This is a genomic window from Serratia proteamaculans (assembly GCF_949794035.1).
Lineage (GTDB): Bacteria > Pseudomonadota > Gammaproteobacteria > Enterobacterales > Enterobacteriaceae > Serratia > Serratia proteamaculans.
Window position 1 is genome coordinate 1299067 of record NZ_OX461105.1, and the last position, 22316, is coordinate 1321382.

The following is a 22316-nucleotide window of genomic DNA, read 5'->3' on the forward strand; positions in this document are numbered from 1 at the left end:
CATCCGCGTGTCGGCGGGTGAGTTGACGGTGAAGTGAGTGTAAGTGGGAAGTGAGAGAGAAGTGCCGCTGCAATTGTCGTATTTCAAGCTGTGAACTTTCCCCGGACCTGTCCGGGGATTTTTTTATCCGCTCGTCGCAGGCATAAAAAAACCGCCGTTAAGGCGGTTCTTGATGCCGGTTAAGGGCATTATTTTTTGTCGTGCAGAGTGTCGTCTTCGCGGCAGTCACCAATTGCACAGTGGCCGTACAGGTACAGACTGTGATTGCTGAGCTTGATGCCGTGTTGTTTGGCGATATCACGCTGACGCGCTTCGATAGATTCATCGCTGAATTCGATCACTTTGCCGCAGTCCAGGCAAATCAGGTGATCGTGGTGATGCTGCTGGGTCAGTTCGAACACGGACTTGCCGCCTTCGAAGTTGTGACGGGTCACGATACCGGCATCATCAAATTGGTTCAGTACGCGGTAAACTGTAGCCAGGCCAATTTCTTCGCCCATATCTATCAGTTTTTTGTACAGATCTTCCGCACTGACGTGATGGCATTCCGGATTTTGCAGTACTTCCAGGATTTTGAGTCGCGGAAGCGTGACTTTTAAGCCGGCCTTCTTCAATGCGGTGTTGTTGTCAGTCATGCGGATTCAGTCCTGTTACTATGCTAATCAAGTTGAGGCGTTCTCGCCTGTGGCATCGGTCGGCACAAAGAGTTAATTGCGTCTCATTATAGAACCGGTTGACCTAAATAGAAACCGCCGGTTGTTAACAAAGATATAATTGCACTATTGCATGTCACACACGCAACGTCTTGATGGGCGGGATAAACCGATAACTCAGTCTACCTTGACGATGTGGGAAGTTACAAATTTGTATCTTCGATTGCAGTAATCAGTACTGCCAATGATGGCCCTGCCGGCAACACTATGCACTCTGCAGGGCTTTTGTTCAACCTTTGGCGTTACCCGACAATTTCGGCCAGGCTCAGCTCTTCGACGATTTGTTTTACCCAGCCTTCAACACGTTCGTTGGTCAGCTCCGGTTGACGATCTTCGTCAATCGCCAGGCCGATGAAATGGCTGTCGCTTGCCAATCCTTTAGAGGCTTCGAAATGGTAGCCTTTAGTTGGCCAGTGGCCGACAATGGCGGCACCACGCGGTTCAATGATGTCGCGGATGGTACCCATCGCATCACAGAAATATTCTGCGTAGTCTTCCTGATCGCCACAGCCGAACAGCGCTACCAGCTTGCCGTTGAAGTCGATGTCTTCCAGCGTCGGGAAGAAATCATCCCAGTCACACTGGGCTTCGCCGTAGTACCAGGTTGGGATGCCGAGCAACAGGATATCGAAACCTTCCAGGTCTTCTTTGCTGCTTTTGGCGATGTCGTGAATTTCGCACACATCGTCGCCAAACTGTTGCTTAAGAATTTTCTGGATCATCTTGGCAATGTTTTCGGTATTGCCAGTGTCGCTGCCAAAGAAAATGCCTACATTAGCCATATCGCGTATAACCTTTAAATTCAATTAATTGCATTACACGATGTTAGCGCTGACCACGATAACACCGATTAAAATGATGCCATGACAAGGGATATCCCTCACCGGTAATTGCGTATCATGCCAGAAATTTACCCCGGGGTTTTATCGCGTTTATGCGATGCCGGGTGGAATAAAACGATGTTGATCGGGCGTCATCCTTAACGCCGCGCCGCATGTGCGGCTGCAATGATCAATGTTCTGGCTGGTCGTCCGCCAGTTGTGCCAACAGCATTTGCTCAATAAGCTCGCTGCGGCTGATATTCCGCTGTTCCGCCAGTTTGTTCAGGGCGTCCACCGCATCCGCGTTGATCTTCAGTTCTACACGCCGTAAGCCACGGACTTTATCGCGTCGAAGCTGATTACGCTTATTGATTCTAAGCTGTTCATCTCGGGATAGCGGGTTGGTTTTCGGGCGCCCCGGACGGCGTTCATCTGCGAACAGATCCAGCGTCGTGCGATCCGTTTGTTCTTTTGCCATAGGTAGCGGTACTGCAAGGGAGTTTGCATCTAAAAGCGCGTAGACGCTTCTGGATGGTTCGGTTAACACACTTCGGGCCAATAAACCCTAACCCAAATTTACCCCCAGCCTGGCGTTAATGAACACGCCCGGCACGGCGGCAAAATTATAGCGCGCCATATTACCCCAGCAGGTGGAGCAACGACAATGCTTAACTGAACTCAAAACGCGCTAAGCCGTTATCTTTAGCGCGTTTTTTCACCAGATGGCTATTTTAGGCGGAGTCTGCACTGTTATAAGGTCGCGTTCGGCTCAGGCTTCACCGAGAAAACGGTGAATGGCACGCAGCACCGCCTCTGGTTTTTCCGCATGCACCCAGTGTCCGGTACCGGCGACCACATGCGCGCGAGCCTGCGGGAACTGGCGGGCAATATCTGCGCGGTAGCTGTCCTGCACGTAGGGTGACAGGCCACCGCGAATGAATAATGTAGGATGTGGCCAGGCGGGCACTTCCTGCCAGCCGGTGATGTTTTCGTATTGCTCGATCAATACCGGCAGGTTAAAGCGCCATTCGCCCTGGTGGAAGGATTTCAGCAGGAACTGGATCACCCCTTCCTCTTGCAGATAGTCGCGCATCAATTCCGCCGCCTGCTGGCGTTGGGTGATACCGGCCGCGCTTACAGCCTGTAAGGCGACAAAAATTTCGTCGTGGCGGCGGGTCTGATAATCCACCGGCGCCACATCAATAATGATCAGTTTCTCCACGCGTTCAGGTGCGATTGCCGTTAGCGCCATCGCCGCTTTGCCACCCATCGAGTGGCCGATCACAATCACCTTGTCCAGCTGCAAATCATCCAGCAATGCCAGCAGATCCTTCGCCATCTCCGGGTAGGTCATCACCGCTGAGCGGGGCGACAGGCCGTGGTTACGCAGATCGACCTTAATCACGCTGTGTTGTTGGTTGAGATCGCGCGCCAGCACACCGAGATTGTCCAGATTGCCGAACAGTCCGTGGATCAGGATCACCGGCAGCGCGTCGGACTCGGTAGCCAGCAGTTGATAATGTAATTTCATGGCAAAGTTCATACTGAGAGAGATTCAGATTAGGGTATCATGATTGAAACTCACGATGAATAACGCGGATTTTTCATGGTAAGGTGCTGGGTTGGCAGGGCCGATGCCAAGCAGGCTTTAGGTAATTGTCTGCTTTTGCCGTGTTGAGGCACATTGTTATGTTCGCACCTGCGCTTTTAACCTTATAATCCCATGACTTGAATGCCGGATCTGGCTTCAGGTTCTAAGTAGAAAAAAACAGTACTGGATAAAGATGAAAACTATTGAAGTCGACGAAGAGCTCTACCGTTATATTGCCAGCCACACGCAACATATTGGTGAGAGCGCGTCCGATATTTTGCGCCGCATGTTGAAGTTTACCGCAGGTCAGCCGTTACGTGCTGTGCCGGCCAGCAGTGCTCAGAGCGCCGAGCAGGATAAGATTGTCGCCGTGTCGCGTCCGCGCGATCGCGTGCGTGCCGTACGTGAGCTGTTGTTGTCGGACGAGTATGCCGATCAGAGCAGAGCGGTACATCGTTTTATGCTGGTACTTTCCACCCTGTATACCCTGGATGCGGCTGGTTTCTCCGCTGCTACCGATGCGTTGCATGGTCGTACCCGCACTTATTTTGCCGGCGATCAGCAAACCCTGCTGGCGAACGGAACGCACACCAAACCGAAGCACGTTCCGGGCACGCCTTACTGGGTGATCACCAATACCAATACCGGTCGTAAACGCAGCATGGTGGAACACATCATGCAGGCTATGCAGTTCCCCGTGGAACTGACAGAAAAAGTTTGCGGCACTATCTAATTTAGCGAACAGCCCGTCATGGTGGCCGTGAGCGACATATTGCCAGGCCGCAGGACAGGGATTAGGGAGATATGTCGATGGCGAATAATCCACGTGCCGGGCAGCCGGCTCAGCAAAGCGATTTGATCAACGTAGCTCAGCTGACGTCGCAGTACTATGTACTGCAACCTGAAGCGGGCAATGCGGCACACGCGGTGAAGTTCGGAACTTCAGGCCATCGCGGCAGTGCTCTGCGCCATAGCTTTAATGAAAACCATATTCTCGCTATCGCGCAGGCGATTGCCGAAGTCCGTCATCAGCAAGGGGTGACCGGCCCATGCTACGTGGGTAAAGACACCCATGCGCTGTCCGAGCCGGCCTTTATTTCCGTGCTGGAAGTGTTGACCGCCAACGGCGTCGATGTGATCGTGCAGGAAAATAACGGCTTCACGCCAACCCCTGCGGTCTCCCATGCCATTTTGTGCCACAACCGCAACGGTGGGGCACTGGCCGACGGTATCGTCATCACCCCGTCCCACAACCCACCGGAAGACGGCGGCATTAAATATAACCCGACCAACGGCGGTCCGGCCGACACCAATCTGACTTCAGTGATCGAAAAGCGCGCCAATGAACTGCTGTCATTGCAGTTGAAAGGCGTACAGCGTCAGTCACTGGATAAGGCCTGGAACAGCGGTCGCGTGCACGCACAAGATCTGGTGCAACCCTATGTCGAAGGGTTGGTGGATATCGTCGATATGCCCGCTATCCAGCGCGCCGGCCTGAAGCTGGGCGTTGACCCGCTTGGCGGTTCCGGCATTGCCTACTGGCAGCGTATTGCCGAGCATTACAAACTGGATCTGACGTTGGTGAACGATGCTATCGATCAGACCTTCCGCTTTATGCACCTGGACCACGATGGCGTGATCCGCATGGACTGCTCGTCAGTTCCGGCGATGGGCGGTTTGCTGGCGCTGCGCGACAAGTTCGACCTGGCGTTTGCCAATGACCCGGATTACGACCGCCACGGCATTGTTACACCGAAGGGCCTGATGAACCCGAACCACTATCTGGCAGTGTCTATTAACTACCTGTTCCAGCATCGTCCGCAGTGGGGCGCTGATGTGGCGGTGGGTAAAACGCTGGTTTCCAGCGCGATGATTGACCGTGTGGTCACCGATCTGGGCCGTAAGCTGGTGGAAGTGCCGGTGGGCTTCAAATGGTTTGTTGATGGTCTGTTCGACGGCAGCCTGGGCTTTGGTGGCGAAGAAAGCGCCGGGGCATCCTTCCTGCGTTTCAACGGCACCCCTTGGTCGACTGACAAAGATGGCATGATCATGTGCCTGCTGGCGGCGGAAATCACCGCGGTGACCGGCGAAAACCCACAGAATCACTACGAAGATCTGGCCAAACGCTTTGGCGCGCCTAGCTACAACCGTATTCAGGCGCCGGCAACTTCAGCGCAGAAAGCGGCATTGTCCAAGCTGTCGCCGGAAATGGTCAAGGCCGACACTTTGGCGGGTGATCCGATCACCGCACGACTGACGGCAGCTCCGGGCAACGGTGCACCGATTGGCGGTCTGAAAGTGATGACTGACAACGGTTGGTTTGCCGCGCGCCCATCCGGTACTGAAGAGGCTTACAAGATTTATTGTGAGAGCTTCCTGGGTGCTGAGCACCGCGAAAAGATCGAGCATGAAGCGGTAGAAATCGTCAGCGCAGTGCTGGCCTCCGCCAAGTAATCTTTCCCTGCCTGATAAAAAGCGCTGTTTTTACAGCGCTTTTTTTATGCCTGCAATTTAGATATATCTTTTTAATCAACCCCTCTTGCGCATTTAGATATATCGATCTAGATTAGATATATCGAAGTGACTTAGATATATCTAAATCACCTCGTCAACTGATTATCCATTGAGAGGTATACCCTATGTTTCACCGTTTAGATTTACACCGTCGTCACGGTTGCCACCCTGACAGCGAAGAAGGGCACGGCCATCATCATCGCCGTCGCGGCGGGCGTCATCACTTTGGCGGCGATCACGGCGAAGAGCATGGCCGGGGCGGGCGCGGGGGCCGTGGTGGTGGTCACCGCATGTTTGAACATGGCGACCTGCGGTTGGTGTTGCTGGCGCTGGTGGCACGTAAACCGAGCCACGGTTATGAACTGATCAAGGCCATTGATGAGGCGTCTTCCGGCCTGTATGTGCCAAGCCCTGGGGTGATTTATCCGACCCTGACGCTGCTGGAAGAGCAGGATTTCCTCGAGCCGATCACCAGCAGTAACGGCCGCAAAAGTTATCAGATCACCGAACTGGGTCAGAGTGAACTGCAAAAGCACCAGGCCGCTGTCGACGTGATCCTGGCCCGTTTGGCGGGTGTCGGTCGCGGACATCATCATCACGGTAATCTGGCTGAAGGCATCTCCGAAGCCATGAACCGCCTGCGCAGTTTGCTGCGTGGCAACGTGATGCGTGCGGATCTTTCACCGCAGCAGGTTGAGAACATTAATGCGGCGCTGCTGACCGCCGTGGCGGCGATTGAAAGCGAAATGAACATTGCCCCGACGGCACAGGAGAGTGAATGATGCCAGGCCACCGTTTTCGCATTACCGTTGAAGCCCTGAGCGATCGCAAAGGCGAACCGGTAGATAAAGCACCACTGAGTTTTGAAGTAGAAAACCACGACGACATTCTTGGCATCGTTGAGCGCATCAAAGCGCGTGAAGATCTGAACTTTGGCGAGAACAACAGTGCGGCCTTTGCGGTTGGCCTGAAGCTGTTTTCCGAAGTGATGATCGAAAACCGCAAGCATCCGGTATTTGCACCGCTGCGCGAAGCGTTCAAGGAATTTATGATGGGATTGAAGAAAGGTCCTAACGCGTAGGGGCGCCGCATGCTGCGCCCGTTTAATCAAATACCGCGTCAGGTTAACCGTATGCTGCGCCCGTTAACCTTAAGGCATAAAGCGGTAACCGACGCCGGTCTCGGTCAGCAAGTGTTTCGGCCGGGCCGGGTCGGCCTCCAGTTTCTGTCGCAGATGCCCCATATATATCCGTAGATAATGACTATGCTCGACATAGTTTGGCCCCCAGACGTGGCTCAGTAATTGACGCTGGGTGATCACCTTGCCGGAGTTGGCCAGCAGTTCGGCCAGCAGACGGAACTCTATCGGCGTCAGGTGCAGATCTTCACCCTGACGCAGTACCCGGCGGTTGATCAGATCGACGGTGATTTCGGAGAAGCTGACCAAGGGGCTTTCTTGCAGGCTACCGGAATGACGACGCAACGCGACCCGCACGCGGGCCAGCAGTTCGCCGATACCAAACGGTTTGCTGAGGTAGTCGTCTGCCCCGGCGTCGAGCGCGGCGATTTTGTCTTCCTCCGCATTGCGTGCCGACAGCACGATCACGGGAATGGCGCTCCACTGCCGCAAATCGCGGATATAGTTCAGCCCGTCGCCGTCTGGCAACCCTAAATCGAGAATAATCAGATCCGGCTTGCGCGTGCCGGCTTCAATCAGCCCGCGTTGCAACGTTTCGCTTTCAAACACCCGCAGGCCTTCACTTTCCAGTGCGGTGCGGACGAAACGCCGGATCTCTTTCTCATCTTCGACAATCAGAATATTGGTTGGCGTGCTGCTCACAAGGCTCCCGGTAATTAATTACAGATCAAAGGCTTCGCTGTCTATCTCAGGCGGTTTCTCCAGCGGCAGAACAAAGCGGAAGCTGGCACCGCCATTGGCTCCGTTTTCTGCCCAGATACGGCCACCGTGCACTTCAATAATGGCACGGCAAATCGCTAACCCCAAACCCACGCCGGGGATCGCCGATTCTTTATTACCGCGGGAAAACTTATCGAAAATAAGCTGCATTTTCCCTTCGGGAATGCCCGGTCCATCGTCCCAGACCTCGACTTCCAGCCAGTCTGGCAGCGTATGGGCACGAATACCGATAGTAGCATCGTAACCGGCATATTTATTGGCATTTTCCAACAGGTTAGTGAATACCCGTTCCAGCAGGCTGCCATCGCAGTTGACCAAGACCAGCTCCGGTGGCAGCTCCACTTTGATCTGATGCTGGGTCATCAGCGGCTCCAGCATGTGCAGTGATGCGCCGACGATCTCTTCCAGCGACTGCCACTCTTTACGCAGGTTAAAGCCGCCGGATTGAATACGCGCCATATCCAGCAGATTATTCACCAGCCGGGTGGTGCTCAGCACCTGCTGGCGGATCTGACTGGCCTGGGGCGCATGGTTGGAGCCTTCTGCCGCCAGATCGAGCGTCAGAATCTCTGCCTGACCGAACAGCACCGTCAGCGGGGTGCGTAAATCGTGGGACAGTGCTGCCAGTAACGAGTTGCGCAGTTGTTCGCGCTCGGCGTCAAGCTTGGCTTCCTCGGCGCTGCGCGCCAAATGCAGGCGTTCCAGTGCACTGGCAATCAACACCGCAAAGGTCTGTAGCAGCCGCTGTTGCTCCGGCACCATCAGCTGGCGCAGGTTGCTGGGCTCGATGGCCAACAGGCCGAAGGTTTGCTTCGACGTGGCTAGCGGTAACAGCTGATAGGGCACGCCAGGCAGAGTGTCGGTACCGGCCCCGGCCGGCATACCCTTGTCAAAGCTCCAGCGGGCAATGGCCTCATCCACCGACAGCAATCCGCCGGTTTCGCCGACCATTTGCTGCAGTTTGCCGTCTTCCTGTGGCAGCAGCAGCACGGTTTTTGCCTGGAAACTGCTGGAAAGGAAGTGGCGGCTGGTTTTGGCGATGTCTTCGGTGGTCAGCGCCTGGCTCAGCCCACGGGAGATCTCATACAGATGGCGAGCCCGTTGCTCGCGATAACGCGCCACCCTCGCCTGATAACGCACGCCGGCGGTCAGGTTACCGATGGTGATTCCTACAATCAGCATCACGCCAAAGGTCAGCAGATACTGCATATCGCTGACGGCAAACGACCATTGAGGCTGAACGAAAAACAGGTCAAAGCTGGCGACGTTAATCACCGCCGCCAGCACCGACGGCCAGCGGCCAAAGAACAGTGCGACAATGGCAACGCCAAGCAAGTAGACCATCACCAGGTTGGCTTGATCGAAGCCTGGCAGCAGCCAGCGGGAGAGCAGGGTGATCAGGGCGCACAGTGCGACGGCGACCGCGCAGCCGCGCAGTTGGATACGCCATTTCTCGCTAAAGCTTCGGCTGTCATGCTCTTTACCCGGTGACGGCAGGCTGTCATTTTCCAGCGCGACGATCACCAGATCAAGATCGGGCCCCAACCGGCCGAGACGATCGGCAAAACTGCCGCGCAGCTTCCAGCGTTGTTCGCTGCGGCGGCCAATGATGATTTTGCCCAGGTTGTGCTCGCGGGCGTAACGCAGCACCGCGCGTTCTTCATAAGGTTCGGACAGGGTCGCGGTTTCAGCGCCCAATTCTTGCGCCAGCCGCAGTGCCCGCAGGATCGCCCGGCGCTGACTCTCCGGCAAACGGTGTAACTTGGGTGTTTCTACATATACCGCGTGCCAGTGACAGCCCAGTCGGGCCGCCAGCCGGGCGGCGATGCGCACCAGCTTTTCGTTGCCGTTGTTATGGCCGACGCACAGCAGGATACTGTCACGGGTGTGCCATACGCGCTCACGGCCCTGGGTATCGCGGAAGGCACGCATCTGGTCATCGACCCGATCGGCGGTGCGGCGCAGGGCCAATTCGCGCAGGGCGATTAAATTGCCCTTGCGGAAAAAGTGCTCGATGGCGCGCTCGGCCTGGCCGGGGATATACACCTTGCCTTCATTCAGCCGCTGGCGCAGATCGTCCGGCGGCAGATCGACCAGCACCACTTCAGTGGCTTCATCGAATACATGATCGGGAACCGTTTCACGCACCCGCACCCCGGTCACGCCGCCGACCACGTCGTTCAGGCTTTCCAGGTGCTGCACGTTGACGGTGGTCAGCACGTCGATACCGGCGTCCAGCAACTCTTCGACATCCTGCCAGCGCTTCGGATGACGCGAGCCGTGGGCGTTACTGTGCGCCAGTTCATCCATCAGGATCATTGCCGGGTGGCGTGCCAGCGCGGCGTCGAGATCAAACTCCTGAATCTGTCGGCCACGATACTGAATACGCTTTTTCGCCAGCAGATCCAACCCGTTCAGCAGTGCTGCGGTTTCACTGCGGCCATGGGTTTCCACCACGCCGACCAGCAAGTCCAGCCCCTGGGCACGCAGCCGCTGCGCCTCCTGCAGCATGGCATAGGTTTTACCCACCCCGGCACAGGCGCCGAAGAACACCTTCAGGCGGCCGCGGGGTTTTTCATTGGCCAGCGCTAGCAGGCTGTCAGGGTCAGGGCGCTGTTGTTCCTCATCCACCATCGGAGTTCCTTTTGCAGCAACGTAAAGCGGGTCCGGCATGCCGAACCCGAGAACTATTTTTTAGCAGCACGCGAGGCACTATTTCAATGCGTCGAGTGCCAGATTCAATTTCAGCACGTTGACCACCGACTCACCCATAAAGTTGGGGGTGGCCTGATCGGTACTTTCATCGATCAGTTTGGCGACCTGCTCCGGTGCCAGTTGACGCGCCGCCGCAACCCGCGCCAGTTGATACTGTGCCGCCGCGGGGGAAATTTGCGGATCCAGGCCGCTGCCGGAAGCGGTCAGCAGATCGACCGGGATCGGGCCTTTCATCGCCGGATTAGCCTGACGCAGTTGCGCCGCACGCTCGGCAATGGCTTTGTCCAGTGCCGGGTTGGTGGCGGCCAGGTTGCTGCCGGCAGACGCCATGGCATTATAGGCTGAATCACCGGTGGCAGAAGGGCGGCCCCAGAAATACTCGGGCTTGGTGAAGTTTTGGCCGATTAACGCCGACCCCACCACTTTGTCGCCCTGGTACAGCAGCGACCCGTTGGCCGCACCGGAAAACAGCAGTTGCGACAGCCCGGTGGTCAATAGCGGATAGGCGATACCGGTAATCAACGTCAGCAGGATCAACATCACCAGCGAAGGTCGTAAATAAGACATTTTCATTTCCTCTTAATGATTAACCGGCGATATGCAAGGCGACCAGGATCAGGTCGATCAGCTTGATACCAACAAACGGCACCAGCAGACCGCCCACGCCATAAAGCCACAGGTTCCGACGCAGCAGCGCAGCGGCGCTCATTGGTTTGTAGCTCACCCCTTTTAGCGCCAGCGGGATCAGGAACACGATCACCAGGGCGTTGAAAATAACCGCCGACATAATGGCGGAAGCGGGGGAGTGCAGGTGCATCACGTTCAGCGCATTCAACTGCGGATAGGTTGCCGCGAACGCCGCCGGGATAATGGCAAAATACTTCGCCACGTCGTTGGCGATACTGAAGGTGGTCAGCGAACCGCGGGTCATCAGCATTTGTTTACCGATGTGCACCACTTCAATCAGCTTGGTTGGGTTAGAGTCCAGATCGACCATGTTGCCCGCCTCTTTGGCGGCCTGGGTACCCGAGTTCATCGCCACCGCCACATCGGCCTGCGCCAGTGCCGGGGCGTCGTTGGTGCCGTCGCCGGTCATCGCCACCAGGCGACCTTCCGCCTGATATTGACGGATCAACGCCAGCTTGGCTTCCGGTGTTGCTTCCGACAGGAAGTCATCGACTCCGGCTTCGGCGGCAATGGCGGCAGCGGTCAGCGGGTTATCACCGGTGATCATCACCGTTTTGATGCCCATCTTGCGCAGTTCGACAAAGCGCTCTTTGATGCCGCCCTTGACGATATCCTTCAGCGCCACCACCCCCAACACGCGCGGTCCTTCGGCCACTACCAGCGGCGTGCCGCCGGTACGTGCCACGCTGGCCACCAGGTCATCCACCGCCTGCGGGAAGTGACCCTGATTGGACTCCACGTGGCGACGAATGGCATCCACCGCCCCTTTGCGGATCATACGGTCCTGCACGTTGACACCGCTCATGCGCGTCTGGGCGGAGAAGGGCACGAAGGTGGCGTTCAGCGCCTGCAGGTCACGTTCACGCAGGTTAAAGCGCTGTTTGGCCAGGACCACGATGCTGCGGCCTTCCGGCGTTTCATCCGCCAGGGACGACAACTGTGCGGCGTCGGCCAGTTCCTGTTCTTTAACGCCCGGCGCAGGCAGAAACTCGGAGGCCTGACGGTTACCCAGCGTGATGGTGCCGGTTTTATCCAGCAGCAGCACGTCAACGTCACCGGCGGCTTCCACCGCACGGCCACTGGTGGCAATCACGTTGGCACCCAGCATCCGGCTCATCCCGGCCACGCCGATGGCGGACAGCAGGCCACCGATGGTGGTGGGGATCAGGCAGACCAGCAAGGCCACCAGCACGGTGATGCTAACTACCGACCCGCCATTGGCGGCGTCCACGCTGTATTGCGAGAACGGGAACAGCGTGGCGGTTGCCAGCACGAACACCAGGGTCAGCGCCACCAGCAGAATGGTCAGCGCCACCTCGTTCGGGGTTTTGCGACGCTTGGCGCCTTCCACCATGGCAATCATCCGATCAAGGAAGGTTTCGCCCGGGTTGACGCTGCACTGCACCACCAGCCAGTCGGACAGCACGCGGGTGCCGCCGGTGACGGATGAGAAGTCGCCGCCGGATTCACGGATCACCGGTGCCGATTCGCCGGTAATGGCGCTTTCATCCACCGATGCACCGCCTTCCAGCACTTCGCCGTCGCACGGAATGGTATCGCCGGCTTCCACCAGCACCACGTCACCCTTGCGCAGGCTCTCGGCGGAGACTTTCTCGGTGGCGCCATCGCGACGTGGCCCGGCCAGTTTCTTCGCCCAACTGGTTTTCTTGGTGCCCCGCAGGCTTTCTGCCTGGGCTTTGCTACGCCCTTCGGCCAGCGCTTCGGCAAAGTTGGCGAACAGCACGGTAAACCACAGCCACATGGCGATGCTGCCGGTAAAGGCGGCGCTGCCGTCGGTCTGTTTGGCCAGGATCGCCAGCCAGATGGCCGTGGTCAGAATGCTGCCGATATACACCACGAACATCACCGGGTTGCGCCACTGGGTGCGTGGATCCAGTTTTTTCAGCGCATCGATCAGCGCGGTACGGACCAGCGCCGGTTCAAACAGGGCGCGTTGTTTGCGAGTCATCTTTTATTCTCTCTCTTTATTTCATTCCCTATGGATTTCGAGTTGCAGCTAGGCGGCCAGCTCGCTCATCCCCAGGCGCTTACTTGAGTAAGTAACTGGGGTGAGCGAGTGCAGGTAACAACGCTGCGGCTCGAAAGGCGACGGGAATGCGCCTGTTATTTGGTCAACCAAAGTTGCAAATGCTCGGCCACCGGTCCCAGCGCCAGCGCCGGTACGAAGGTCAATGCGCCCACCAGTAACACGGTGCCGACCAGCAGACCGATAAACAGCGGTCCGTAGGTTGGCAGAGTGCCGTTGCCCGCAGGCTGACGCTTCTTGGCGCACAGTGAGCCGGCAATCGCCAGCACCGGCAGGATCACCCCGAAACGGCCGATGAACATGGCGAATGCCAGCAGCAGGTTGTAGAACGGCGTGTTGACGCTCAGCCCACCAAAGGCGCTGCCGTTGTTATTGGCAGCGGAGGAAAGTGCATACAGCACTTCGCTGAAACCGTGAGCACCCGGGTTCAGGATGCCGGCGCGGCCCACATCGGTGGAGATGGCCAACGCGCTGCCCAGCAGCACCAGGGTCGGTGTGACCAGGATCGCCAGTGCGGTCATTTTCATGTCATAGACGTCGATCTTTTTGCCCAGGTATTCCGGCGTGCGGCCGATCATCAGTCCGGCGATAAACACCGTCAGCAGCACGAACAGCAGCATGCCGTACAGGCCGGAGCCGACGCCGCCGAACACCACTTCACCAATCTGCATCAGCCACATCGGCACCATGCCGCCTAGTGCGGTGAACGAGTCATGCATCGCGTTGACTGCACCACAGGACGCGGCGGTGGTGACGACCGAGAACATGCTGGTGGCGAGAATGCCAAAGCGTGATTCTTTGCCTTCCATATTGATGTTGCTGGCACTGCCCAACTCGCTCAGATGCGGGTTACCCGCCAGTTCGGCGAACATCACCACCACCACGGCCACGATGAAGATCAGCGACATCGCCCAGATCAGCGCATGGCCCTGACGGTTTTCACCGGCCGCCTGACCGAAGGCAAAGCACAGCGCGCAGGGGATCAGGAAGATTGCCAGCATTTGCACAAAGTTGGTCAGCGCGGTCGGGTTTTCGAACGGGTGTGCCGAGTTGACGCCGAAGAAGCCGCCGCCGTTGGTACCGAGCATCTTGATCGCTTCCTGTGAGGCCACCGGCCCCATCGGCAGCGTCTGCTGCGCGCCTTCCAGCGTGCTGATATGCAGGTAAGGCAGGAAGTTTTGCAGCGTGCCCTGGCTGACGAAGAACAGCGCGATCAGCAGTGAGATCGGCAACAGCACGTACAGCGTCACGCGGAACAGGTCGATCCAGGCGTTACCTATGGTGGCGCTGGACCGGCGGGTGAAGGCGCGGATCAACGCAAAGGCCACGGCGATGCCGGTAGCCGCAGACAGGAAGTTCTGCACGGCTAGCCCGGCCATCTGGCTAAGGTAGCTGAGGGTGCTCTCACCGCTGTAGGCCTGCCAGTTGGTATTGGTGACAAAGCTGACGGCGGTATTGAACGCCAGATCCCAGGACAGGCCAGGGAAACCCTGTGGGTTAAGCGGCAGTGAGCCTTGGCTCATCAGCAGTACAAACAGCAGCACCAGACCCAGCAGGTTGAACCACAGGATCGCCAGTGCGTACTGCCACCAGTTCATCTCGGCGGTGGTCGTGCCGGCACAACGCCAGACGGCGGCCTCTGCCCGACGCAGCGCGGGCAAGGGTTCACCTTCGATCAGGCGCGCCAGGAAACTGCCTAACGGCCGGGCCAGCAGCAAAAGCACCAGTATGAAGCTGGCAATCAATAAAAAGGCTGAAGCTGCCATCAGAAGTCCTCCGCGTTGAACAGGGCATAAACCAGATAGCCCAACAGCAGCAGGACCAACAGCGCACCACCAATAACGCTGATACTCACAGGACACCTCCAGAGGTGTAGTTTTTGATAGAGCGAGTGTAGGGAGGGCGGTAGAAAGAAGATGAAAAAATAGCGTCGGTCGGTGTAAAAAAAGTATAAAAATGGCTGAAATTACAGCGAAAAATGGCTTTTCATCGAGGGGGTTGTGGGGGGCGGCGAGTTTGGATCAGCGCTTTGCCTTTCCAGGCAGAGCGGTTGGCGTAAACAGGCGGTCAATATCCACAATGTAACCAATGGTTAGTTAATTATTAACTTGCTTGTAACAAAATTACGCAATGGCGCATTTATTTGCGATTTTTTGACCAATTTAGTGGTCGGATGAGTAGTAAACTTTCATCAGTTGCGCTAAAATTTTGTCCAGTTACCAAATCATCCCGTTTTAATGGTTTACGCCAGTGCTGTTTCCAAGACAAATCGACGGCCGGGCGTTTTTAAGGAGGTTCGCATGTCTATCTACCCAGCTTATTCATTGCATCGGATTCTCCTGCGTCGCAGCGCAGTGATCCTGGCAGGTGTGTTGGCTTTACCGGTAATGCTGTTCCGCAGCGACCGCGCCCGTTTTTACAGCTATTTGCACCGCGTCTGGTCAAAAACCAGCGATAAACCGGTCTGGCTGCAACAGGCGGAACTGGCGGCCTGCGATTTCTACTGATCGCCCCCGCTTTCCCCTGAAACCCTCGCTTCTCAGCGAGGGTTTTTTTATGGGCGCTATTCGGCCTTGGTGCTGGTAACGTTCGTCTCCTGACGCAAATTCCTCTACACTTTTAACATCATCCAATACTGCGGGAGCCCATCAATGAGTGACAAAATTCCTATCGGGATCAGCGCCTGCCTGTTGGGCGAGACGGTGCGTTTTGACGGCGGACACAAACGGCTGGCCTTCGCAGTGGAACAACTGGCGCCCTATGTAAAGTTTGAGGCGATTTGCCCGGAAATGGCGATCGGCCTGTCGACGCCGCGTCCGGCGCTGCGGTTGATCAAAAAACCACATCATGTGGCGCTGCGCTACAGCAACGACGACAGCATCGATGTGACAGACAAGATGCAGCAGTTTTCCGCCCAGCGAATTGCCGCTTTGCAGCACCTGTGCGGCTACATTGTTTGTGCCAATTCGCCAAGCTGCGGGATGGAGCGGGTGCGGCTGTATGATGAAAACGGTGAGGGCGCACGTAAAAGCGGCGTCGGGCTGTTCACCGCCGAGTTGCAACGCCAAATGCCCTGGCTGCCGGTGGAAGAGGACGGACGGCTGAATGACGCAACGCTGCGGGAAAACTTTGTCGAACGAGTTTACGCGCTGTATGAGCTGAACATGCTGTGGCGCAAGGGGCTGACCCGAGGCGGGCTGATCGCCTTCCACAGCCGCTATAAGCTGTCGCTATTGGCGCATTCGCAGCCGGAATACCGTGAGCTCGGGCGTTTTGTGGCAGACGTGGATAAATGGACCTCGCTGGAGGCGTTCGCGATTGAATACCGCAGCCGGCTGATGAAACTGCTGGCGCACAAGGCGACGCGCCGCAATCACACCAATGTGTTGATGCACGTGCAGGGGTATTTCCGCAGCCACCTGAGTTCGGCGCAGCGCCAGGAACTGGCACAGTTGATCGACCGTTATCGGCAGGGCGTGCAGCCGCTGCTGGCACCGATCACGCTGCTCAAACATTACATGGCCGAATACCCCGATCGCTATCTGGCCGATCAACGCTATTTCGAACCCTATCCCGAGGCGTTGCGCTTGCGTTATGGCCACTAACTGACAAGGAGTTTTATGACCACGCATCTGGTCTGGTTGCGCAACGATCTGCGTATGACCGACAACAAAGCGCTGCATGCCGCCTGCAGCGATCCCGACGCCCGAGTGCTGGCGGTATTTATTGCTACTCCGCAACAATGGCGGCAGCACGAGATGGCGCCGCGTCAGGCCGAATTTATCCATGCCAATTTGCTGCAGATGCAGCAGGCCCTTGCCGAACGGGGCATTCCGCTTAGCTACCACCAATGTGATGATTTTGCCGCCTCGGTTGACTGGCTGACGGCGTATTGCGCGCAGGAGCGGGTGGATACGCTGTTTTACAATCGCCAGTACGAAATCAACGAACGCCAACGCGACCAACGGCTGGAGCAGCGTTTGTCCGGGCAGGTGATTTGCCAGAGCTTTGATGACAGCCTGCTGTTGCCGCCGGGCAGCGTGAAAACCGGCGGCGGTGAAATGTACAAAATCTATACGCCATTCCGTAAAGCCTTTATCCAGCGCCTGACCGAATCCGACGTTCGCTCCTTACCGGCACCGAAACCCCGGGCGAGCGGAGCATTGTCGGTAGCTGCCGTCCCTGCGGGATTTGATTATCCGCCGGCCGAGCCTTCGGGGGATTTTCCCGCCGGGGAAGAGGCGGCGTTGCAACGGCTGCGTACCTTTTGCCGTGAGCAGGTGCAGGATTACCTTGAACAGCGGGATCGGCCTGCTATTGCCGGTACCAGCAGCCTGTCGCCCTATCTGGCGATCGGCGCATTGTCGCCACGACAGTGTTTCAACCGCCTGCGCGCTGAATGTCCACAACTGCTCGAAAATCACGACAGCGGTGCCTTTGGCTGGCTGAATGAGCTGATTTGGCGCGAGTTTTATCGGCATCTGATGGTGGCCTATCCTGCGTTATGCAAGCACCGTCCCTTTATCGATTGGACGGATAGGGTACGCTGGCGGGATAACCAAGCCCTGTTGCAGGCCTGGCAGCAGGGTGCCACCGGCTACCCGATTGTCGATGCTGCCATGCGCCAGTTGAATACCACCGGCTGGATGCACAACAGGTTACGCATGATCAGCGCCAGCTTTCTGGTGAAAGACCTGCTGATCGACTGGCGTGCCGGTGAACGCTATTTCATGTCCCAACTGTTGGACGGCGATCTGGCGGCCAATAACGGCGGTTGGCAGTGGGCGGCCTCAACCGGCACCGACGCCGCGCCGTATTTCCGCATCTTTAACCCGACCACTCAGGGCGAACGTTTTGATCCGCAAGGCACTTTTATCCGTAAATGGTTGCCCGAGCTGGCGGATGTACCGGACAATGCTATCCATCAACCCCATCGCTGGGCGGAACAACAGCAGCGTGTGCTGGATTATCCGCTGCCGATTGTCGACCACAAGCAGGCGCGGCTGGAGACGCTGGCTGCCTTTGAAGCGGCGAAGCGCGGGGAATATTAAGGCAACAGCAAGGAGCGAAATAATGATGAAAAAGGTGCTGGCCCTGTGTCTGAGTGGCTATTCAGCCCTGGCGCTGGCCGGCTTTGACGTGGTGGCGCTGGGCGTGGACGGCGGCGTCAGCGACGGCAATCTGACCTCCTACCTGATCCGCAACGACAGCCAGCCGCAGTATCTGGCGCTGGATGCCGGTTCACTGCTGCCGGGCATTGCCAAAGGGCTGGAGAAAGGCAGTTTCCCGCAGGTTACCCCTGAGTTGGCCGCGCCTTATACCCAGCAGGGCTACATATTTCGCCAGTTGATCGGCGCCTACTTTATCAGCCACGGCCATCTTGACCACGTGGCAGGGCTGATTATTGGCGCGCCGGAAGACACTAAAAAGAATATCTATGCCCAGGCCGATACCATTCTGACCCTGCGCAATCATTACTTTAACTGGAAGGCCTGGCCTAACTTTACCGACTCCGGCAATGGTTCACGCTTGGGGACCTACCGGCTGCAAACGGTACGGCCGCAGCAACGCGTGACCCTGGGCGTCACTGGCCTGAGTGGCGTGATGTATCCGCTCAGTCATGATCGCTACCCTTCCTCAATGCTGTTGGTGTCCGATCGCAGCGGTTCTTTCGCCTATTTCGGTGACACCGGGGCGGATGCCCTCGAGCAATCACGCAATCTGGATAGTGCCTGGCGCGTGCTGGGGCCGCTTATCGAACAGAAAAAACTGAAAGGGATGATTATCGAAACCTCCTATCCCAATGAGGTGGAAGATAAAAACCTGTATGGCCACCTGACGCCGGCCTGGTTGTTGAAGGAGCTGAAAAGTCTGACCCAGTACAGCGGGGGTGAAGGCTCGCTGAAAGATTTCCCGGTGGTGATCAGCCATATCAAGCCCAGCCTGAAGCAGGGGGAAGACGTGCGTGCGACCATCAAACAGCAGTTGGATCAGGGTAACAACCTGGGCGTAAAATTTATCCTGATGGAACAGGGCGACCGGCAGACATTTTGAATTGAAGAGAGAATTCTATGCGTAACCTCGATCTGGAACAGTTGATCAATAACGAGCTGAACACCGCGGCCTTTCAGGATTACGGTCCGAATGGCCTGCAGGTGGAAGGGCGGCCGCATGTGCAGCGTATCGTCACCGGTGTGACCGCCTGTCAGGCACTGCTGGATGCCGCAGTGGAGCACCAGGCGGACGCCATTGTGGTGCATCACGGTTATTTCTGGAAAAACGAAGCGCCCTCGGTGCGTGGTATGAAGCGTAACCGGCTGAAAACGCTGCTGAGCAATGACATCAACCTGTACGCTTATCACCTGCCGCTGGATGCGCATCCGGTGCTGGGTAACAACGCACAGTTGGCGCATCTGCTGGGCATTCGGATGGTTGGCGAAGTGGAGCCGTTGGTGCCGCACGGTGAATTCGAGCAGCCGCTGACCGGTGTTGAACTGCAACAGCGCATCGAGAGCCGTCTGGGCCGTGCGGTGCTGCACTGTGGCGATAACGCCCCGGCGCATATCCGCCGTGTGGCCTGGTGCACCGGCGGTGGTCAGGGCTTTATCGACAGCGCCGCACGCTTTGGCGTAGATGCCTTTATCAGCGGTGAGGTCTCTGAGCAAACTATTCACAGCGCGCGGGAAATGGGCATTCACTTCTTCGCCGCCGGTCACCACGCCACCGAGCGCGGTGGCGTCAAAGCGCTCGGTGAATGGCTGGCCCATCATCATGGCTTTGATGTGACCTTTATCGATATCCCCAATCCCGCCTGATTTTCCTCCCCAGGATCCAGCCCGGTTTTTACCGTGGCTGAATCCTTTTAATAGCCTAATCCCTTATTTTATCAAAGGTTGTTCTATTGACAGCCAGCGCGCTGTCACGCATAACAGATGGGTTTTGAAAATAATAAAAGATGACGGGGATAAGGGGAAAAGGGTGCAACGAGCACGATGTTACTTATTAGGTGAAAGAGCGGTAGTGCTTGAACTGTCGCCACCGGTGACGCTGCCAAGTCAGCAGCGGATCTGGGCGCTGGCCGAAAAACTGAATCATCATCCCGATGTGCGTGAAGTGATACCGGGCATGAACAATCTTACGCTGCTGCTGAATACGCCGCAGGCCGACGCGCAAGAGATGCTGGCGCTGTTGCAACAGGGGTGGGACAGCAAGGAAAGTCTGATGCCAGAATCGCGTCAGGTGGATATTCCGGTGATCTATGGCGGTCAGGATGGCCCCGACCTGGATGAAGTGGCCCGCCACACCGGCATGACGCCGCAGCAGGTGGTGGAATGCCATTCCTCAGCGGCCTACGTGGTCTATTTCCTTGGCTTTCAGCCTGGTTTCTCCTACATGGGCGGCATGCCGGAAAAGTTGGCGACACCGCGCCGCGCCGAACCGCGCCTGTCCGTGGCGGCAGGCTCCGTCGGCATCGGTGGCAGCCAAACCGGGATTTATCCATTGAACACCCCCGGTGGCTGGCAGTTGATTGGCCGTACTCCGCTGGCACTGTTTAATCCTTATGAAATGCCGCCAACCTTGCTGCGCCCCGGCGATAGCGTGCGGTTTGTGCCGCAGAAGGAGGGGGTATGCTGAAGATCTTGCGTGCGGGCATCTACACCACGGTGCAGGATCTGGGCCGTAACGGTTTCCGTCGTCTGGGCGTTAGCCAGGGCGGGGCGCTCGACGAACCTGCGCTGAGGATCGCCAACCTGCTGGTGGGCAATGACGCCCATGCTGCCGGGCTGGAAATCACCCTTGGGCAATTTAGCGCCGAATTTACTCAGCCAGGTTGGATCGCTCTGACCGGGGCCGGTTGCGATGCGCAATTGGACGGCAAGCCGCTGTGGACCGGCTGGCGTTATCCGGTTAATTCGGGCCAACAGCTGATACTGAAAACGCCAAAACGCGGTATGCGCACCTATCTGGCGATCGGCGGGGGCATCGCGGTACCGGAAATGCTCGGTTCGCGCAGCACCGATAACAAAGCCGCCTTTGGTGGGCTGGAAGGGCGCAACCTGCGTGATGGCGATAGCCTGCCGCTGGGGCAAGGCCATTCATTGCCACTGCAGAGCACCGGCGTGAAGCAACCGCTGTTCAACAACCGTATCCGGGCGTTACCGGGGCCGGAATATGATGAATTCAGCGAAGAGGCTAAAGAGGCTTTCTGGCGCACTGCCTGGCAACTGAGCCCGCAGAGTAACCGCATGGGTTATCGTCTGCACGGCAGCCATGCGCTGAGCCGCACCACTGACCGCGAAATGCTGTCGCACGGCTTGTTACCGGGGGTGGTACAGGTACCGCATAACGGCCAGCCGATCGTGCTGATGGCAGACGCGCAGACGACCGGTGGTTACCCGCGTATTGCCTGCGTGATCGAAGCCGATCTTTACCATCTGGCGCAGATCCGTCTGGGTGAGGCCATCCACTTTGTTCCCTGTACTTTGGCCGAGGCACAACGCGCCAGGGTCGAACAGGAGCACTTTATTCAACAGATTGCCTGGGGGTTAAATGATCGTTGATTTGAACGCCGATCTCGGCGAGGGCTGCGCCAACGATCAGGCGCTGCTGCAACTGGTCAGCTCGGCCAATATCGCCTGCGGTTTTCACGCCGGTGATGCGCAAACCATGCGTCAATCGGTGCGTTGGGCGCTGGAATACGGTGTAGCCATTGGCGCGCACCCGAGTTTTCCCGATCGCGAGAACTTTGGCCGCACCCGCATGCAGCTGCCGGCGGAAACGGTTTACGCGCAGGTGGTGTATCAGCTTGGCGCGCTGGCGGCGATCGCCCGTGCTGAAGGCGGGGTGATGGTTCACGTCAAACCGCACGGCATGCTGTACAACCAGGCGGCGGTAGAACCGGAACTGGCGGAAGCCATCGCCCGGGCGGTTAAAGCGGTCGATCCGACCTTGCGGCTGGTGGGGCTGGCAGGTAGCGAGTTGATCCGCGCCGGTGAAAAACAGGGGCTGGTGACGCGGCAGGAAGTGTTCGCCGATCGCGGTTACCAGGCCAACGGCACCTTGGTCCCTCGTGGTCAGCCAGGGGCACTGATTACCAGCGATGAACTGGCGCTGGCACAAACGCTGGAAATGGTACGTCACCATCGGGTTCGCACCCTGGACGGCACCTGGGCCGCCGTTCAGGCTGAAACCGTCTGCCTGCACGGCGACGGTGAACACGCGCTGGAATATGCGCGCACGCTGCGCGAACGTTTTGCCCTGGAAGGCATCAGCGTCAGCGCAGAATAAAAATAATTAAATACGTACAACA

The 22316-nt window shown here is 57.4% G+C and carries 22 protein-coding genes; 12 read left to right on the forward strand and 10 right to left on the reverse strand.

Going from position 1 to position 22316, the window contains the following annotated elements; all coding sequences use genetic code 11:
* Positions 1–188: 188 nt before the first annotated feature.
* The 4 genes from fur to ybfF all read right to left on the reverse strand — a co-directional run bounded on the left by fur (position 189) and on the right by ybfF (position 3077).
* Positions 189–635 (reverse strand): ferric iron uptake transcriptional regulator, encoded by a 447-nt coding sequence (gene fur, locus QOT07_RS06045; RefSeq protein WP_085115541.1) that lies wholly within the window; start codon positions 633–635, stop codon positions 189–191.
* 320 nt (positions 636–955) lie between these two features.
* Positions 956–1495: a flavodoxin FldA gene (gene fldA / locus QOT07_RS06050; RefSeq protein ID WP_012005674.1), complete on the reverse strand. Its 540-nt coding sequence runs from the start codon at positions 1493–1495 to the stop codon at positions 956–958.
* A gap of 229 nt (positions 1496–1724) precedes the next feature.
* Entirely contained in the window at positions 1725–2012 is a 288-nt protein-coding gene (gene ybfE / locus QOT07_RS06055) for a LexA regulated protein (RefSeq protein ID WP_012005675.1), read from the reverse strand.
* A 291-nt stretch (positions 2013–2303) separates the two neighbouring features.
* Positions 2304–3077: an esterase gene (gene ybfF, locus QOT07_RS06060; RefSeq protein ID WP_219015591.1), complete on the reverse strand. Its 774-nt coding sequence runs from the start codon at positions 3075–3077 to the stop codon at positions 2304–2306.
* A 241-nt stretch (positions 3078–3318) separates the two neighbouring features.
* Between ybfF and seqA the strand changes: the two genes are divergently transcribed.
* From seqA to QOT07_RS06080, 4 genes are all read left to right on the forward strand, one after another.
* The gene (gene seqA, locus QOT07_RS06065) at positions 3319–3858 is read left to right on the forward strand and encodes a replication initiation negative regulator SeqA (protein WP_283602719.1); all 540 of its coding nucleotides are present in this window, start codon (positions 3319–3321) and stop codon (positions 3856–3858) included.
* A 77-nt stretch (positions 3859–3935) separates the two neighbouring features.
* Entirely contained in the window at positions 3936–5579 is a 1644-nt protein-coding gene (gene pgm / locus QOT07_RS06070) for a phosphoglucomutase (alpha-D-glucose-1,6-bisphosphate-dependent) (RefSeq protein WP_283602720.1), read from the forward strand.
* A gap of 185 nt (positions 5580–5764) precedes the next feature.
* Positions 5765–6421, forward strand: a complete 657-nt coding sequence (locus QOT07_RS06075; protein ID WP_283602721.1) for a PadR family transcriptional regulator — start codon at positions 5765–5767, stop codon at positions 6419–6421.
* Positions 6421–6720 (forward strand): DUF3861 domain-containing protein, encoded by a 300-nt coding sequence (locus tag QOT07_RS06080; protein ID WP_112350226.1) that lies wholly within the window; start codon positions 6421–6423, stop codon positions 6718–6720. The genes QOT07_RS06075 and QOT07_RS06080 overlap by 1 nt, the downstream gene beginning before the upstream one ends.
* Before the next feature lie 69 nt (positions 6721–6789).
* Here the strand turns inward: QOT07_RS06080 and kdpE are convergent, their stop codons facing one another.
* The 6 genes from kdpE to QOT07_RS06110 form a co-directional block, all read right to left on the reverse strand.
* A complete protein-coding gene (gene kdpE, locus QOT07_RS06085; RefSeq protein ID WP_020825653.1) occupies positions 6790–7479 on the reverse strand; it encodes a two-component system response regulator KdpE in 690 nt (229 codons plus the stop codon).
* An 18-nt stretch (positions 7480–7497) separates the two neighbouring features.
* Positions 7498–10191, reverse strand: a complete 2694-nt coding sequence (kdpD, locus tag QOT07_RS06090) for a two-component system sensor histidine kinase KdpD (protein ID WP_283602722.1) — start codon at positions 10189–10191, stop codon at positions 7498–7500.
* A gap of 78 nt (positions 10192–10269) precedes the next feature.
* Positions 10270–10839 carry a potassium-transporting ATPase subunit KdpC gene (gene kdpC / locus QOT07_RS06095; RefSeq protein WP_261251796.1) on the reverse strand — a complete coding sequence of 190 codons (570 nt, stop codon included), beginning with the start codon at positions 10837–10839 and terminating at the stop codon, positions 10270–10272.
* Positions 10840–10858: 19 nt separating this feature from the next.
* Positions 10859–12928: a potassium-transporting ATPase subunit KdpB gene (gene kdpB / locus QOT07_RS06100; protein ID WP_099065116.1), complete on the reverse strand. Its 2070-nt coding sequence runs from the start codon at positions 12926–12928 to the stop codon at positions 10859–10861.
* 155 nt (positions 12929–13083) lie between these two features.
* Positions 13084–14772 carry a potassium-transporting ATPase subunit KdpA gene (kdpA, locus tag QOT07_RS06105; RefSeq protein WP_283602723.1) on the reverse strand — a complete coding sequence of 563 codons (1689 nt, stop codon included), beginning with the start codon at positions 14770–14772 and terminating at the stop codon, positions 13084–13086.
* Entirely contained in the window at positions 14772–14861 is a 90-nt protein-coding gene (locus QOT07_RS06110) for a K(+)-transporting ATPase subunit F (RefSeq protein ID WP_004949718.1), read from the reverse strand. The genes kdpA and QOT07_RS06110 overlap by 1 nt, the downstream gene beginning before the upstream one ends.
* 445 nt (positions 14862–15306) lie before the next feature.
* Between QOT07_RS06110 and QOT07_RS06115 the strand changes: the two genes are divergently transcribed.
* The 8 genes from QOT07_RS06115 to pxpA all read left to right on the forward strand — a co-directional run bounded on the left by QOT07_RS06115 (position 15307) and on the right by pxpA (position 22294).
* Complete coding sequence (locus QOT07_RS06115; protein ID WP_012005686.1) at positions 15307–15513, forward strand: YbfA family protein; 207 nt, start codon at positions 15307–15309, stop codon at positions 15511–15513.
* Positions 15514–15657: 144 nt separating this feature from the next.
* Positions 15658–16611, forward strand: a complete 954-nt coding sequence (locus tag QOT07_RS06120; protein WP_099065123.1) for a YbgA family protein — start codon at positions 15658–15660, stop codon at positions 16609–16611.
* Between the two features lie 15 nt (positions 16612–16626).
* A complete protein-coding gene (gene phrB / locus QOT07_RS06125; RefSeq protein ID WP_283602724.1) occupies positions 16627–18057 on the forward strand; it encodes a deoxyribodipyrimidine photo-lyase in 1431 nt (476 codons plus the stop codon).
* Positions 18058–18079: 22 nt separating this feature from the next.
* Positions 18080–19060, forward strand: a complete 981-nt coding sequence (locus QOT07_RS06130) for an MBL fold metallo-hydrolase (protein ID WP_099065125.1) — start codon at positions 18080–18082, stop codon at positions 19058–19060.
* Between the two features lie 17 nt (positions 19061–19077).
* The gene (locus QOT07_RS06135) at positions 19078–19821 is read left to right on the forward strand and encodes a type 2 GTP cyclohydrolase I (RefSeq protein WP_099065126.1); all 744 of its coding nucleotides are present in this window, start codon (positions 19078–19080) and stop codon (positions 19819–19821) included.
* 163 nt (positions 19822–19984) lie between these two features.
* A complete protein-coding gene (gene pxpB / locus QOT07_RS06140) occupies positions 19985–20641 on the forward strand; it encodes a 5-oxoprolinase subunit PxpB (RefSeq protein WP_283602725.1) in 657 nt (218 codons plus the stop codon).
* Positions 20635–21567, forward strand: a complete 933-nt coding sequence (gene pxpC / locus QOT07_RS06145) for a 5-oxoprolinase subunit PxpC (protein WP_085115606.1) — start codon at positions 20635–20637, stop codon at positions 21565–21567. The genes pxpB and pxpC overlap by 7 nt, the downstream gene beginning before the upstream one ends.
* Positions 21557–22294 (forward strand): 5-oxoprolinase subunit PxpA, encoded by a 738-nt coding sequence (gene pxpA / locus QOT07_RS06150; RefSeq protein ID WP_207976096.1) that lies wholly within the window; start codon positions 21557–21559, stop codon positions 22292–22294. Before pxpC ends, pxpA begins: the two co-directional genes overlap by 11 nt.
* The last annotated feature ends 22 nt before the right edge of the window (positions 22295–22316 follow it).